The organism is Buttiauxella sp. S19-1, from assembly GCF_022134725.1.
GTDB classification, from domain to species: Bacteria; Pseudomonadota; Gammaproteobacteria; order Enterobacterales; family Enterobacteriaceae; genus Buttiauxella; species Buttiauxella ferragutiae.
Genome location: NZ_JAHWLU010000017.1, coordinates 1 through 14,101, shown reverse-complemented (window position 1 = coordinate 14,101; position 14,101 = coordinate 1). Strand labels below are relative to the sequence as shown.

Sequence of the window (14,101 nt, the reverse complement as noted above, 5' to 3'; positions counted from 1 at the left end):
CTCGCAAAACAATAATCCCGTCGCAATAAAGCCAACCTGATTGCATAAATCCAGGGTAGATTGCCCACGTAAACGTTAATCGTATAAAAAGTGAGCTTGGCGAATGCGTTTCTGTGGCATATGCTATGGCATAGGTCATTAAGTGCCAGGAGTTACCATGGAACGCGTCGCGAAGCTTTTTAAAAACGGCAGAAACCAGGCGGTGAGGTTACCGGTGGAATTTGAGTTTGATACCGACAGGGTGTATATCCGCAAAGACAAGGAGGGAAACGTGATTCTTTCAAAAAATCCAGCCAAACCAGAAGGATGGGGTAACGTTTTTGCTTTAGTGAAGAAAGCAAAAGTGCCTGATAACTTCCTTGATGAGCAGGAGCGTAACCAGAGTATTGCCGACAGAGATCCCTTTGCAGGGATGGACTGACCATGTACATGCTGGATACCAACACGGTGAGCTATCTTTTCCGTCAGCATCCTAAAGTGATAGAAAAGCTGGCTCAAACGCGCCCTGTAGAAGTGTGCATTTCTAGTGTAACGGAAGCTGAGCTGTTATATGGCGTGGCTAAGCGCCAGAGTAAAAATCTGGCTGCGGCGGTGCAGGGTTTTCTGGAAACAGTATCGGTCTACGCGTGGGACAGCGAAGCGGCGAAAAGCTACGGTCAGTTACGAGCGGCGATGGAAAAGAAAGGCAAAGTATTGGGTCATCTTGACCAGTTAATTGCCGCTCACGCCCTGAGCCGAAACGCGACGGTGGTCACCAGCGATCGTGCTTTTACCATGGTCGGGCGTTTACGCGTTGAGGACTGGACGCGCTAGCTCGCTCCAGTAAAACTGCTTTGCAACTGTTGTGCAATCTGGTTCATTTGTGCCATTGGGCCGTGTCCAATCACCATAAACTGGTGGTTTGTACTCGCCCAATAAACAATATTCATGCCCAGCCGTTGCTCGTTTTTCGCCGTTATCGGTTTCCCTGAATAGCCGGTAATACACAACGCCAAGGGGCCGTGGACGGTATCAAGCCAGGTAATTTGCGCGATGGACTGTTCATCGTAAGACAGTACGCGTGCGTTTTTCAGCGTGGCATCTTGCAGGGCAAGGCTTTCTGGATTCAGCGCTAAACCGAGTTGTGTCCCCGTGGTTTTCAATTGCGCTTCCAGCGCCTGGCGTGTTGGTGTTTCAGCCAGCGTCTGTGGCGTATAAAGCGCCATATATTGCGCCACTAATTCACGCCAGTTTTCTTCAGGTTGAGATAAAAGTAACAAAGCGCGGTCGCCAATCACACCCAATGCCAGAAAACTTACCGCAGCGGCGATGAGATGACGTCGGGATACGGCAGCTGTTGTGGGAGTGAGATAAGCCTGTAAGCGAGATTGTGGTGCCGCTTCCAGCAAAGGTTCGAAAGCAGACTTAAAAGGTAAACTGCTACGCTCTAACAGCAACAGCCGTTCAGCCAGATACGCATCATGACTGAGGCGTTCTTCCAGTTGCTGGCGCTGCGTGGCGCTGAGTTCATTGTCCAGATACGCCACCAGCAGCTCATCCGTATTGGCAGTAAGTGTCATGAACTTTCTCCTTTTAATGATGGCGAATCAGGCTGAAGCGCGCGGTCCTGAGCCAGCGTCAGCCGCGCGGTGGCAAGCCTGCTCATCACCGTTCCCACCGGGACATTGAGAATTTTCGCCGCCTCGCGATACGACAACTCTTCGACATAAACCAGAAAAACGGTGTCCCGCTGGGCTTCGGGTAAACGAGCCACGCGTTTCATCACATCGTTTGTCCAGATGGGATCATCGCAGTTCCCGCTTTCCGTGAGCATATCGATATCCACAAATCCCTGTCCGCGACGAATTTGCTGCGCCCGAACCTCATTGAGCCAAATGGAGTGCAGGATGGAAAAGAGCCAGCTATCCATCCTGCTGCCCGCCTCAAATTGTGCGGCGCGTTCAATGGCGCGCACACAGGTTGCCTGCACCAAATCATCGGCAATATCCCGCTGATGAGAAAGCACCAGCCCGTAGCGCCACAGACGTGAAAGATATTGCGCGAGATCGCGGCGTATCGCTTCGCTACTAATTTTCACCTCCGATTAGGATTCGGGATGGCCGTCGATGGCTGCGGACAAATCGCGATACTCCTCGCAGCTGGTACCGCACAGAGTTTTGATGGCAGCGAGCTGTTCACGAGCAAGATCCGGACGGTTTTTGATCATGTACGCTTCCCCGAGATACTCGCGAACTTTTGGATATTTCGGATCGAGGGCGACAGATTTTAAATAATAGCCGATCCCTTCATCGGTACGGCCCAGTTTGCGAGTGGCATAACCTCGATAATTGAGCGCTTCGGCGGTGTTTTGGTCTTTCAACGTATTGAGCATATCCAGCGCTTCCTGGTAGCGACCCGCTTTTGCCAGCGCGTAAGCGTAGTCGGTGCGGGATTCGTCGCCAATCATCCCCCCTTTATCGACCATACAAGTTTTGGTTTTTGAGTCATAAATTTGCCCCTTAGGGCAGGTTGGCGGAACGGGTTCGTCGTTGCTGCCGCCCATGGCCTGAACGTAGCCGGAAAACAACATCAAACTGGTGACAACTGCGGGAACAAACTGGCGGTAAAAACGCTTCATGATAATAGCCTCGTGGTGTTCGGTATGGAGTAAACACCTGGGATCACGAATTTATTCGTTTTATCTTTCTGCGCCGCAAGGATTGTTCTGAGATGCCGGGCAAGCCCGTATTCAACTTCTATACTTGATGTTCGTGTTAATAAAATAGGAGCGATTACATGACCATTCATAAGAAAGGGCAGGCTCACTGGGAAGGTGACATTAAACGCGGCAAAGGGACTGTTTCCACCGAGAGCGGCGCGTTAAAAGAACAGCCCTATGGTTTTAATACACGTTTTGAAGGGGTTGCCGGGACCAATCCGGAAGAGTTAATCGGTGCGGCACACGCAGCCTGTTTTTCGATGGCGCTTTCGCTAATGCTTGGCGAAGAGGGCTACACGGCAGAAAGCATCGACACCACAGCGGATGTCTCGCTGGATAAAACCGACGGTGGCTTTGCCATTACCAAAATTGCGCTAACCAGTAACGTCAAAGTGCCGAATGCGGATAGCGCGGCGTTCGATAAAATTATCCAGAAAGCCAAAGCCGGTTGCCCGGTATCGCAACTGATGAAAGCTGAAATCACCCTCGACTACAAACTCAATTAATGCCCAGCAAGCGCTGCTTCCGGTGAAGCCCGGCGGCAGCGCTGCGCCTTTTATCTTCATGCTGGAAGGCATGCCGCAAAGCTAAACTTTCACCCCGAATACCTCTCGCTCTCTTCCTTTCCCCTGGGCTAGCCTGCTGTGGCACGAAATAATTGTGCTCAAAATAAATACATTGACTGATGTGGTTTAAAAGCTACAATTAAGGAGTTTCAAGGATGAATATGATTAAGTACTTCAAACTGCAAAACGGCAGGGTGCCTTTTAATGAGTGGTTAAAAGTATTACGGGATCCACGGGCTAAAACGAAAATTGTTCGGCGTATTGACCAGTTAGCGCTTAACAACCCTGGCGACCATAAGCCATGCCGACATGGCGTTTGGGAAATGCGCATAGATGAAGGGCCTGGTTACAGGATTTATTATGCGTATGAAGGTAAGGATACCTATTTGCTCTTGCTCGGTGGCGATAAACGCAAACAACAAGCGGATATCGAGCAGGCTGTGACATGGTGGCAAGAACATCAGGAGTTAAAAAATGCAATTTAATGAGTTCGACCAAACAGTCATCGAAATGCTTCAGGAAGATCACGCATTTGCCGTGGAATATATGAAAGAGGCATTTGCGGGTCTGGATGAAGAAAATGGAGAAGTGCTGTTTCTGCTGGCATTACGTCGCCTTGTTGAAGCTCGAGGCGGGTTTAGCAAAATAGCAGCACAGGCAAAACTGAATCGCGAAACGCTCTACAGAACCCTTTCAGAACGTGGGAACCCAACCATCAGCACAACTAAAAAGATTATCAATGCGGCGGGTATCAGTTTTGCGGAGCTGACGAGTTGAGTGAAAATGCTCGCCATTTATCACCTGGCGAGCATCAGTTTACCTAAAACCCCACCGCCATATCTTGTGGCGACAGGATGTCTTTCACGCCTTCGCGCACCAGCAAATCAGGGCTGATTTCGGCGATAGATTTTGCTCCGGTCAGCGTCATTGCAACCCGCATCTCTTTTTCAATCAGGTTGAGCAGATTGGCAACGCCTGCCTGGCCGTGGGTGGCTAACGCGTACAAATAAGCGCGGCCTAGCAATACGGAGTCAGCGCCGAGCGCAATCATTCTCACCACATCCAGGCCGCTGCGAATACCGCTATCGGCAAGAATGGCGATATCGCCTTTTACCGCATCGGCAATGGCTGGCAGGGCGCGGCAAGACGACAACACACCGTCGAGTTGGCGGCCGCCGTGGTTGGAAACCACAATCCCGTCAGCCCCGAAACGCACGGCATCTTTGGCATCTTGCGGGTCGAGAATCCCTTTGATGATCATCGGGCCATCCCAGAACTCGCGGATCCACTCCAGATCGCTCCACGAAATGGATGGATCGAAGTTATTCGCCAGCCAGCCAATGTAATCTTCAAGACCTGTTGGTTTACCAAGATAGGTGGAGATATTACCGAGATCGTGCGGGCGACCCTTCAGACCCACATCCCATGCCCATTGCGGATGCGTCACCGCTTGCCAGTAGCGGCGAAGTGCTGCGTGTTGCCCACTCATGCCGGAGTGTGCATCGCGGTAACGCGCGCCAGGTGTCGGCATATCAACGGTAAACACCAGCGTTGAACAACCCGCAGCTTTGGCACGTTCCAGAGCATTACGCATAAAGCCACGGTCTTTGAGCACATAAAGCTGGAACCACATTGGGCGGTCAATCGCCGGTGCGACTTCTTCAATTGGGCAGACGGAAACTGTGGAAAGCGTAAACGGAATACCTTTGGCGGCGGCGGCTTTTGCTGCCTGAACTTCGCCACGGCGTGCGTACATTCCGCACAATCCCACCGGAGCCAGCGCGACGGGCATCGACAGCGTTTCATTAAACAGTTTGGTTTCCAGGCTCAGAGCGGACATATTTTTCAGTACGCGCTGCTTTAACGCCACTTGCGCCAGGTCGTCAACATTACGACGCAGCGTATGTTCGGCATACGCCCCACCGTCAATGTAATGGAACAGGAATGGCGGCAGGATGCGCTTCGCAGCGGCGCGATAGTCGGTAGCAGCAGAAATAATCATGGATTTTCGTCCCTTATTACGTCGGTATCTTCATCGGGCAGGCGGCTGATTCGCGCCTGCCGGGCTTCGTCTTCATGCAGGGTTTTGATGGTGGTATGGACAAACCCGAGGTGAGTTTTTGCCGCTAAACGCGCGCGTTCCGGGTCGCCTGCCAAAATAGCCTGCAACAGTTCGTTATGTTGTTCGGTGAGTCCCGCAAAAATAGCGGGTACGGTGTACATGCGCTGGCGGCTATGCATTACGGAGGATTGCAGCAGGTCGAAAAAACCGCGCATCGTCTGAAGTAACACAATGTTGTGCGAGGCTTCGGCAATTGCCAGATGAAAGCGCACATCGGCCTGGGCCGCCAGGTCCGGGTCATCGCTCTCTTTGAATTTTAGCGTGGCGTCAAAACAGGCAATTAACTTCTCTTTGTCGGCCGGAGTGGCGCGCATCGCGGCGTACCAGGCGGTGCTGGCTTCGATGGCATGCCGTGCTTCCAGAATGTCGTAGCGATAGTTTGGGTCGTTCTCAACTAACGTTTTGAGTGGCTGTACAATACGTTGCTCGGACCAGGCCTGAACTTCGTAACGAACAAACGTGCCGCCACCGCGGCGGCTAATTAATACGCCCTCGCTAATCAGTTTTTGAATAGCTTCACGAATCGATGAGCGCGATACGCCCATTTCTGCCGCTAACTGGCGTTCGGCGGGCAACCGCATGCCCGTCTCCAGTTTACGTTCGCTAATTAATGCTTTTACGCGCTCAACCAGATGGTCAGCCAGGCGCGGTTGTGTGCTCATCAAGGGATCATCCAGGTCAGAACATAGGCCTGAAGCGTGGTGATAACGCCGACCATGCAGGTAAATATCAGGCTGTGTTTAACAGTAAAGCGGAACAGGTCAGATTCCCGACCCACCAGCCCTACAGCGGCACAGGCGATGGCGATGGACTGTGGAGAAATCATCTTTCCAGTGACGCCACCGGTAGTGTTAGCCGCTACCAGCAACAGATCGGACACGCCAATTTGTTGTGCGGTCGTCGCCTGCAATGCCGCAAACAGGGCGTTGGACGAGGTATCAGAACCGGTCAGGAATACTCCCAGCCAGCCAAGGAACGGAGAGAAGAAAGTAAATGCGTGGCCGGTATGAGCCAGTGCCAGAGCAAGCGTTGCCGAAAGGCCGGAATAGTTTGAGATAAACGCGAATGCCAACACCATGCCGATGGAGTAAATCGGCAAAGCCAGTTCTTTGAGAGTTTCACCAAAGGTTTCGATAGCGGCTTTCGGCTTCATGCGCAGGTAAACAATCGAGATAAGCGCGGCGACCAGAATCGCGGTGCCGGTTGCCGAGAACCAGTCAAACTTATAGACCGCGGCATAGGCCATGCTCTGTGCTACGACAGGCGGCATCTTCTCAACCATTTTGTCGAGGAACGGTACGGAGATGTTAAATACCCAGTCAGCCATAGCACCGCCAGGTGCGAATAACGCTTTAAACGGCGGGATACTCCAAAGCGTCACGGTAGCCGTCAGGAAGATAAATGGCATCCAGGCGCGTACCACCTGGCCTAATGTGTAGTTTTGGCGCGCCAGTGTCTGGTCGGTAACGGAGGCACCAATATCGCCAAAGCGGAAAATGCGAACGGGCTTCCAGACGCGCAAGAACGCGGTCAAACACACCAGAGAAACCAGGGAAGAAATAATGTCAGGCAGTTCCGGGCCGAGGAAGTTCGAGCTGAGATATTGCGCGATAGCAAACGAGCCACCAGCCACCATCACCGCAGGCCATGTTTCTTTAATACCGCGCCAGCCGTCCATAATCGCCATGATCCAGAACAGCACGATAATCGTCAGGAACGGTAACTGGCGGCCAACCATTTGGCCGATTTCAAAGCTGTCGAGGCCGGTGACCTGACCCGCAACGATAATGGGAATGCCCATCGCACCGAACGCGACCGGCGCGGTGTTCACAATCAGGCACAGACCGGCGGCGTACAGCGGGTTAAAGCCGAGGCCAACCAGTAGTGCTGCGGTAATCGCCACTGGTGCACCGAATCCGGCAGCCCCTTCAAGAAATGCGCCAAAGGAGAAACCAACGATCAGCATTTGCAGGCGTTGGTCAGGCGTGATGGAAAGTATCGACGAGCGGATAATGTCAAACTGCCCGGTTTTCACCGAGATTTTATAGACGAATACTGCGGCGATAATAATCCACGCAATCGGCCACAATCCGTAGAAGAAGCCGTAGATCACTGACGATAATGCGCGGTCAACGGGCATGCGGTAGAAAAATAGCGCAACGAGCAACGCCAGGCCCACAGTGATGGTGGCGGCGGTGTAGCCTTTCATGCGCAATTTAATGAGTGCGAAGAAGAAGAAAATAATCGGAATAGCGGCGATGAGGCTTGATAGCCATATGTTCCCTGCCGGGTCGTAGACTTGTTGCCATGCTTGCATGCAGGACTCTCCAGAACGTGATGTGCTTATTATTTTTCGCGTTATTGGTAGGACCAATTTGGCGATGTAGGGCGCGTTATGGATAAAGGTTAATCTTTTGTTAACTAATGGCAATGAGTGTGTAACTGATTTTGTCATTATGGGTAAATCAGTCACGTTTTTGGCAGGATTGGTAGGACCAATATTGTGGGGTAGGGGAGGGAGCAAAGCGGATTATCGCTCTCACACGTGGCTCCCGACCACATGACCCTGACACGGAGGCAAAATGGAGGTTTACCGCTTGCGGCGATTTATTTGCCGGGAGTCCGGGTTCTTAGGGTGGCGACGGTGGCCACCCTAAGACGTTCACCGGTTCCGTGGCGACATAAACACGCTGTCGCCTGGTGAACGGAACCTTCTCCGGCTTGGCAGGAAGCGCCCTGTGACTAAGAGACGGCCATCAGGGTGAGGGTGGTTTACGAAACCTGCAATTTCAACGAATGCCTCCACCAGCGGGCAATATCAGTGGCGACAAACAGCAGCAAACTCACCCCCATAACCGGCAAGGCAAAGCTGAATAGCAGGGCAATCAACAACACGGCGCTACGCCAGATGATTGGCAAAGCCAGCCATGACTCGCTCAGTGTTTGTGCGGGATTACTTGCAGATATTACCGGGCGTCTGAGCCACCACATGCGGTAACCCAGAACGATCATGCCGCACAGGCCAAAACCAAACGCCGCCAGCAAGAGTTGGTTCGGCAACCCGAAAAGCACTCCCATATGAGCATCAATCCCCCAGCGCGTGAGTTTGGCGACCATTGGGAAATCAGCGAAATACGTCCGGTCGATGACCTTGAAGCCATTTGGGTCGATCGCCGCGCTATCGACATGAGTCGGCCATGCACGGTCAATTTCAGTCACCGTCCAGGCTTTATCTGCCGAACGCGGCGCGCGGATCTCGACCTTGTTGGATTCAATTCCCGCCGCACGTGCGGCACGAAGCACCTCGTCCCAGTTGCTATCATCGGTTTCAGGCATCACCATCCCTTTCATCATGGCGTGATGTTCTGCATGCGAATCGATGTGCGGGTGACCCGTTTGCGGGGTCAGCGCGGTATTCACTTGCGGTGTCATCCACCCCAGCGAACTGCGCATTTTGTCGATATTCCCGCCTGCCCACTGTGACCAGGTTAGCCCCGTAGCAGAGAAAAAGAGTAGCCCGAGCAGTAACGTGGCACCCAGCGTAATATGCCAGTGGCGTGCGCTTCTTTGCGGGGTTTTCCGCACTTTCAGCTTTCTTTTTGGCCGTGAAGTCAGCCACAAAACAACGCCACCTAATGCCGCAATCCACAGCCACGAAGCCGCCAGCTCGCTGTAAATTCGCCCTATATCCCCGAGTAATAAACTGCGATGAAGCTGGTCAATCCAGGTGCGTAGCGGGAGCACGCCGCTGGTGCCATACACCGTCAAATCCCCTTGAATGGCCAGGGTTGCCGGTGAGACAAAAATCGCTCTCGACTCCGATTCCCCTAATGCAGAATCAACAAACTGCACGCGCGTAGAATCGCCAGTTTCAGGAGCCGGGCGCACTGCGTAAATCGTGGCATCTTCGCCGATAAACTTGCGTGCTGCGGCAATTTGCTGCGAAAGCGGCTGGTTTTCACCTGTGTCTTGAGTGCGCAATGCCTGGTGATAAAGCGCGTTCTCAATTTGTGGTGTCAGCACATAGAGTGTGCCCGTCAGGGCTGCGACGAAAATAAACGGGCCGACGAACAGGCCAATATAGAAATGCAGGCGACGCAACAGCGTCAGCAGCGCGCCACGACAGGCGAGCTGCGATTGATTTGCAGGCATGATAATCCTTTGTCGAATTGTGACGTTAAATGATGTTTGTATTAACGAAACAGTGCGACAGGAGGGGCGCGGGGCAGGGCTTCGGCATCGTCATGCTGAGCCAGAAGCGGGGCGATAACCGGCGAGGGAGGCGTACGCGAAATTCGCCATGCCAGCCAGATAAAAGGAATAAACAGCCAGACGATGAGCGGGATATGCAGCAGCAACTGGCAGTATCCACAGGCAATATCGTCCATCAATGAAGCGCCCGCACCCGGCATCAGATGTGATGAGGCGGGCATTTTCATCGCCCCCATGTCCATCATCATGCCAGCCGTGTGACTCATCATTTTATGCTCGCCGCCTTGCACTGCACGCTGTTGCTCCAGTGATTTTGAAATCACCGGGGCGATAAAAAGCATCAGCATCGCCAGTAATGCGAGCGCTGATAGCCATTTATGGCGTGAAAGAGTGAAAAGTGACGGCAAGCGGGCAATCTACCAAAGCTGATTATTGTTGCGCGATTGTACATGGAATGGATGAATTGTTAAAAATATAGATGATGGGGAAAATAAAGATTAAGACGCCCTCTCAGTAGCCAGAGAGGGCGCGAATATCAGGCTTTCAGCGACGCCATATCAATCACAAAACGGTACTTCACATCGCTTTTCAGCATTCGCTCATAGGCTTCGTTAATATCCGCAATGTTGACCATTTCGATATCCGACACGATTCCGTGTTCGCCGCAGAAATCCAGCATCTCCTGGGTTTCTTTGATGCCGCCAATGCAGGAACCGGCAACGGAACGACGCCCCAGAATCAGCGGCAAGGTGCTCACGGGTGGCTCAATACTGCCCAACAACCCGACATACACCAGGGTTCCGTCCAGCGTCAGCGTTGGCATATAGGGGTTGATGTCGTGGGCGTAAGGCACCGTGTCGATAATCAAATCGAACTGGTTGTGGACTGACGCCATCTGCGCGTCATCGGTAGAAAGTACAATGTGGTGCGCCCCTAAGCGGCGAGCATCCGCCTCTTTGCTGGCCGAACGGGTGAACAGGGTGACTTCCGCACCCATCGCGTTAGCCAGTTTCAACGCCATGTGACCCAGGCCGCCCAGCCCAACCACCGCGACCTTACTCCCTTTACCCACATTCCAGTGGCGCAGCGGCGACCAGGTAGTGATACCGGCACACAGCAACGGTGCCGCGCCTTTCAGGTCCATCCCTTGCGGCATTTTCAGCACAAAATCTTCAGAGGCGACAATGGCTTGTGAATAGCCGCCATACGTGGGCTGGTGGTCATGGCGGTCTACACCATTGTAAGTCTGTATGTTACCTTCTTCGCAATACTGCTCCAGCCCTTCCTGACAGGGATGGCAGGTGCGACAAGAATCCACCATGCAGCCGATTCCGGCGTAATCGCCCGGCTTGAATTTCGTCACGTTGCTGCCCACCGAAGCCACGCGACCGACGACTTCATGGCCTGGCACTAACGGATACTGGCTGAAACCCCAGTCGTTGCGCGCCTGGTGGAGGTCTGAGTGGCACACGCCGCAATACATCACTTCAATGACTACATCATCAGGACGCGGTGAGCGTCGGATAAATTCGAATGGAGCAAGGGGAACCTCTGCGGACTGCGCCGCATAACCGAGCACTTTCATCGTCATGGTATTTCTCCGGGTGAAATGTCGCGACCCGCCATGCGGCGGGCGGTGAGGGAGTTGACGAAATTCGCCGTTTTACTTTTTGTACTGATCGTCGCTAACGTGTTCCATCCACTCAACGGGGCTGCCATTGAGCGACTCAGCAATCGCGATGTGGGTCATGGCGTTATCAGGCGTTGCGCCGTGCCAGTGTTTGATGCCTTCCGGGATCCAGACAACATCACCCTGGTTTATTTCACGAATTCCAGCACCCCATTCCTGTAGCCAGCCATGACCGTGCGTGATGATCAGGGTTTGGCCCAATGGATGGGTGTGCCAGGCAGTACGAGCGCCGGGTTCAAAAGTGACGGTTGCTCCGCCGGTACGCGCGGGCGGTGTGGTCTGGAAAGGGGCATCAATACGGACTCTTCCTGTGAAGTAACTTTCCGGACCAGATTGTGATGGCTGAGATCCCGCTGGGGTGATTTTCAATTTTTCTTCCATTTTCTCCTCCACTTCGGCATGTGCTGCCGAGGTTAAATGGACAACATGACTCTGAAGTATAGGAAACTCGTTCAGGCTTGCCGTGTTATCCGAAAATGAAACTCTAACACTGCGGGAATTTGTAGATTAGCCTGCTAAATAAGAATGGCACTATGAGCTGGATTCATGAATGGAGAGTGAGGCCGTTCCTCCCCCAAAGGTGGAGGAGGGTTGGGAAGAGGAAACGATCAGTGATGCGGAATGAAAGGATTAATAGTCAGATTACGCAGGTAGTACTCATTAAAGTTTGAGAAACCACTTTTCTTAATCGCGATTTGCTTGTGATGGCTCACCGTTTTAATCGAGATCCCTAACTTGTTTGCGATATTTTTAGGCTGAATACCTTCCAGCAACATCGATACCACTTCAACTTCACGGTGTGAATGCGTATTGCGATAGTAAAAATCAGAATTCAGGAGTGTCTCTTTTTCATTACATTTCAGCAGGATCTTACACAGTTCATCCAAATTAACTGTCGGTGGGATGATGATGCCCGCCGGAGATTTATTATTAGACTTCAAAATATAAAATACCTGCTTTTCAGCGATAAAATAGTTAACCGTATTAGCATCATCCTCCTGCTCTTTTAACGCTTCAAAAAAGCAGTGGAGATTATTGTTCGCAATGTGATTAACGCTGAACGTAACGTCTTGTTGGTCAAGGGTTGACAATAGATGCTTCACACCAGGTAGTAAAAAACAATTATCACTCAGAATATAAATGTTTTTCATTACGCAATTTGCTGAGTTGTTCATGCTGTAAATCCTTTTAACAAATACTTGGCACTATCACGGTAAGTTATTACTTTCCGTTCTAAATGGTAGGGGCGTTATTGAGAACGACTTTAGCATGTCTATTCATGAAGTAAATTGCCGGAAATAGTAAGCATTAATTAAGTAATAATTAATGGGCGCTGAATTTATTTATATCTCAATAACTTTGCGCATAATAATAATGCTGCAAAGTATTAAATCAGAAAAAAATTAATCAGTTGCCCAAATTTCACAATGCTTGCGTATCAACTCAGTTAACAGTCCACCTTCGCTAATAAATTGGCGGATACGACGGGTGTCACTGTCATTTATGCGTACATAACCTTCTATCGCTTCTAAAGCAGAGGTCGCCTGAAGTTGTGCTGCATAGGGGGCGAGAGTATCAAGCAGGGGTAAAATATCTTCTGCCAGCGTGCGTTGCTCACCGCAGCGTACATCAGTCAGTTTCCCTTCAAAGCCAAAGCGGCTGGCCTGAAAACGGTTGAAGCGGTACAGCAGATAATCTTCGGAACGCGGAACGAAAGGACGTTCGCTCAGCAGCCAATGCGCCAGCGCCTGAATAAAACCGGCAATGTTGACCGCACGAGTGATAGTCAAAGGTGTATCCATCACGCGTACTTCTATGGTGCCAAAATTTGGGCTGGGGCGAATATCCCAGTGCAGGTCTTTCATCGACTGAACGATGCCGCTGGACTCGAGTCGTTGGTACATCCATTTAAACTCTTGCCAGTCGCTAACAAACGGGGCCGGGCCGTTGTCCGGAAACGCCGAGAAAATATTCAGCCGTGATGAAGCATAAGTCGTATCCCCGCCCTGAATATAGGGTGACGAGGCGGAAAGGGCGATAACATGAGGAACAAAGCGCGATAAACCATGCAATAAATAGATAGCGTCTTCTTCATTTTCGCAGCCGACATGCACGTGTTGGCCAAAAACTGTGGCCTGTTTCATTAAATAACCGAATAGCTCCAGCGTCTGGTTATAGCGTTCGCTTTGACATACTTCTTGGCGCTGCCATTTTTGAAACGGATGTGTGCCGCCGCCGCAAATAGTCAGATGATGTTGGCTGGCAGAGTGCAGGACGTGTTGGCGCAAACCAGATAACTGGGAAAATGCCTCGCCGATATCAGCGCAGACTCCGGTGGCAATTTCCAGCATGCTTTCGGTGATGTCATGTTTGACTTCGCCTTCGGTCACCACGCCTTTTAGCGAGTCAATCAGCAGCGAAGAATCCTGGCTGAGGTCGTTGGTTGGCGGATTGATTATTTGCAATTCCAGCTCAATACCAAGGGTGTATGGCTCAGAATGGACAAAATCACTTAGCGGCATACGGTCATCTCGTTTTTGGCACCCGCACTGAGTGCATTCGTGCGTTTAGTATAGTCAGCCGTTTGGTCTTCACCCTCTAAATTTATGTGGGTATATGTCGCTATTATTTTAGCTTAAGAATTATCTTTCATATCAATGCAATGAAAATATTGTAAAGAATATTCAGTGAGTTAAAACTGCAATAATGGTTGCAGATGAATTTATGACCCCGCATTATATGTGTCGTTTATGAAGGAGTTATTATGAAAGATTTGGTTTCATTTTTAAGTACTTTTGGTATTGCCCTTGATC

At 51.4% G+C, this 14,101-nt stretch carries 17 protein-coding genes; 5 read left to right on the top strand and 12 right to left on the bottom strand.

What is annotated here, in order from left to right; all coding sequences use genetic code 11:
• Nucleotides 1-157: 157 nt before the first annotated feature.
• A complete protein-coding gene (locus tag MES37_RS06370; protein WP_064548897.1) occupies nucleotides 158-421 on the top strand; it encodes an antitoxin in 264 nt (87 codons plus the stop codon).
• A 2-nt stretch (nucleotides 422-423) separates the two neighbouring features.
• Nucleotides 424-813 (top strand): type II toxin-antitoxin system VapC family toxin, encoded by a 390-nt coding sequence (locus tag MES37_RS06365; RefSeq protein WP_064548895.1) that lies wholly within the window; start codon nucleotides 424-426, stop codon nucleotides 811-813.
• Here MES37_RS06365 and MES37_RS06360 read toward each other — a convergent pair.
• The 3 genes from MES37_RS06360 to MES37_RS06350 all read right to left on the bottom strand — a co-directional run bounded on the left by MES37_RS06360 (nucleotide 810) and on the right by MES37_RS06350 (nucleotide 2,617).
• Nucleotides 810-1,559 (bottom strand): anti-sigma factor family protein, encoded by a 750-nt coding sequence (locus MES37_RS06360; RefSeq protein WP_237930638.1) that lies wholly within the window; start codon nucleotides 1,557-1,559, stop codon nucleotides 810-812. The genes MES37_RS06365 and MES37_RS06360 overlap by 4 nt on opposite strands.
• Nucleotides 1,556-2,005 (bottom strand): RNA polymerase sigma factor, encoded by a 450-nt coding sequence (locus tag MES37_RS06355; protein WP_064549026.1) that lies wholly within the window; start codon nucleotides 2,003-2,005, stop codon nucleotides 1,556-1,558. The genes MES37_RS06360 and MES37_RS06355 overlap by 4 nt, the downstream gene beginning before the upstream one ends.
• 78 nt (nucleotides 2,006-2,083) lie before the next feature.
• Nucleotides 2,084-2,617: a tetratricopeptide repeat protein gene (locus MES37_RS06350; protein WP_064548891.1), complete on the bottom strand. Its 534-nt coding sequence runs from the start codon at nucleotides 2,615-2,617 to the stop codon at nucleotides 2,084-2,086.
• Between the two features lie 158 nt (nucleotides 2,618-2,775).
• Here MES37_RS06350 and MES37_RS06345 point away from each other — a divergent pair, with 158 nt between their 5' ends.
• The 3 genes from MES37_RS06345 to MES37_RS06335 all read left to right on the top strand — a co-directional run bounded on the left by MES37_RS06345 (nucleotide 2,776) and on the right by MES37_RS06335 (nucleotide 4,041).
• Nucleotides 2,776-3,204 (top strand): OsmC family protein, encoded by a 429-nt coding sequence (locus MES37_RS06345; protein WP_064548890.1) that lies wholly within the window; start codon nucleotides 2,776-2,778, stop codon nucleotides 3,202-3,204.
• A 215-nt stretch (nucleotides 3,205-3,419) separates the two neighbouring features.
• Entirely contained in the window at nucleotides 3,420-3,749 is a 330-nt protein-coding gene (locus MES37_RS06340) for a type II toxin-antitoxin system RelE/ParE family toxin (protein ID WP_064548888.1), read from the top strand.
• Nucleotides 3,739-4,041, top strand: a complete 303-nt coding sequence (locus tag MES37_RS06335) for a helix-turn-helix domain-containing transcriptional regulator (protein ID WP_064548886.1) — start codon at nucleotides 3,739-3,741, stop codon at nucleotides 4,039-4,041. The genes MES37_RS06340 and MES37_RS06335 overlap by 11 nt, the downstream gene beginning before the upstream one ends.
• Before the next feature lie 43 nt (nucleotides 4,042-4,084).
• On the opposite strand, the gene lldD is transcribed toward MES37_RS06335, so the two are convergent.
• From lldD to MES37_RS06290, 9 genes are all read right to left on the bottom strand, one after another.
• Complete coding sequence (gene lldD / locus MES37_RS06330) at nucleotides 4,085-5,266, bottom strand: FMN-dependent L-lactate dehydrogenase LldD (protein ID WP_237930636.1); 1,182 nt, start codon at nucleotides 5,264-5,266, stop codon at nucleotides 4,085-4,087.
• Complete coding sequence (lldR, locus tag MES37_RS06325) at nucleotides 5,263-6,048, bottom strand: transcriptional regulator LldR (protein WP_237930634.1); 786 nt, start codon at nucleotides 6,046-6,048, stop codon at nucleotides 5,263-5,265. The genes lldD and lldR overlap by 4 nt, the downstream gene beginning before the upstream one ends.
• Nucleotides 6,048-7,703 (bottom strand): L-lactate permease, encoded by a 1,656-nt coding sequence (gene lldP, locus MES37_RS06320; RefSeq protein WP_064548880.1) that lies wholly within the window; start codon nucleotides 7,701-7,703, stop codon nucleotides 6,048-6,050. Before lldP ends, lldR begins: the two co-directional genes overlap by 1 nt.
• A gap of 455 nt (nucleotides 7,704-8,158) precedes the next feature.
• The gene (locus MES37_RS06315) at nucleotides 8,159-9,538 is read right to left on the bottom strand and encodes a PepSY-associated TM helix domain-containing protein (RefSeq protein WP_208111321.1); all 1,380 of its coding nucleotides are present in this window, start codon (nucleotides 9,536-9,538) and stop codon (nucleotides 8,159-8,161) included.
• Nucleotides 9,539-9,579: 41 nt separating this feature from the next.
• The gene (locus MES37_RS06310; protein ID WP_237930633.1) at nucleotides 9,580-10,005 is read right to left on the bottom strand and encodes a DUF2946 domain-containing protein; all 426 of its coding nucleotides are present in this window, start codon (nucleotides 10,003-10,005) and stop codon (nucleotides 9,580-9,582) included.
• 128 nt (nucleotides 10,006-10,133) lie between these two features.
• A complete protein-coding gene (locus MES37_RS06305) occupies nucleotides 10,134-11,189 on the bottom strand; it encodes an NAD(P)-dependent alcohol dehydrogenase (protein WP_064548874.1) in 1,056 nt (351 codons plus the stop codon).
• 72 nt (nucleotides 11,190-11,261) lie between these two features.
• Nucleotides 11,262-11,669, bottom strand: a complete 408-nt coding sequence (locus MES37_RS06300; protein ID WP_064548872.1) for a (R)-mandelonitrile lyase — start codon at nucleotides 11,667-11,669, stop codon at nucleotides 11,262-11,264.
• A 227-nt stretch (nucleotides 11,670-11,896) separates the two neighbouring features.
• A complete protein-coding gene (locus MES37_RS06295) occupies nucleotides 11,897-12,463 on the bottom strand; it encodes a response regulator transcription factor (protein ID WP_064548870.1) in 567 nt (188 codons plus the stop codon).
• A 228-nt stretch (nucleotides 12,464-12,691) separates the two neighbouring features.
• Nucleotides 12,692-13,810, bottom strand: coding sequence for a YbdK family carboxylate-amine ligase (locus tag MES37_RS06290; protein ID WP_237930632.1), 1,119 nt, complete (start codon nucleotides 13,808-13,810; stop codon nucleotides 12,692-12,694).
• Nucleotides 13,811-14,101 lie beyond the last annotated feature (291 nt).

Coding starts and splice junctions, on each gene's coding strand:
- MES37_RS06305 (WP_064548874.1), bottom strand. CDS start 11,189: ATGACGATGAAAGTGCTCGGTTATGCGGCGCAGTCCGCAGAGGTTCCC.
- MES37_RS06340 (WP_064548888.1), top strand. CDS start 3,420: ATGAATATGATTAAGTACTTCAAACTGCAAAACGGCAGGGTGCCTTTT.
- MES37_RS06360 (WP_237930638.1), bottom strand. CDS start 1,559: ATGACACTTACTGCCAATACGGATGAGCTGCTGGTGGCGTATCTGGAC.
- MES37_RS06365 (WP_064548895.1), top strand. CDS start 424: ATGTACATGCTGGATACCAACACGGTGAGCTATCTTTTCCGTCAGCAT.
- MES37_RS06345 (WP_064548890.1), top strand. CDS start 2,776: ATGACCATTCATAAGAAAGGGCAGGCTCACTGGGAAGGTGACATTAAA.
- MES37_RS06350 (WP_064548891.1), bottom strand. CDS start 2,617: ATGAAGCGTTTTTACCGCCAGTTTGTTCCCGCAGTTGTCACCAGTTTG.
- lldD (WP_237930636.1), bottom strand. CDS start 5,266: ATGATTATTTCTGCTGCTACCGACTATCGCGCCGCTGCGAAGCGCATC.
- MES37_RS06300 (WP_064548872.1), bottom strand. CDS start 11,669: ATGGAAGAAAAATTGAAAATCACCCCAGCGGGATCTCAGCCATCACAA.
- MES37_RS06315 (WP_208111321.1), bottom strand. CDS start 9,538: ATGCCTGCAAATCAATCGCAGCTCGCCTGTCGTGGCGCGCTGCTGACG.
- MES37_RS06335 (WP_064548886.1), top strand. CDS start 3,739: ATGCAATTTAATGAGTTCGACCAAACAGTCATCGAAATGCTTCAGGAA.
- MES37_RS06290 (WP_237930632.1), bottom strand. CDS start 13,810: ATGCCGCTAAGTGATTTTGTCCATTCTGAGCCATACACCCTTGGTATT.
- MES37_RS06295 (WP_064548870.1), bottom strand. CDS start 12,463: ATGAACAACTCAGCAAATTGCGTAATGAAAAACATTTATATTCTGAGT.
- lldR (WP_237930634.1), bottom strand. CDS start 6,048: ATGAGCACACAACCGCGCCTGGCTGACCATCTGGTTGAGCGCGTAAAA.
- MES37_RS06370 (WP_064548897.1), top strand. CDS start 158: ATGGAACGCGTCGCGAAGCTTTTTAAAAACGGCAGAAACCAGGCGGTG.
- lldP (WP_064548880.1), bottom strand. CDS start 7,703: ATGCAAGCATGGCAACAAGTCTACGACCCGGCAGGGAACATATGGCTA.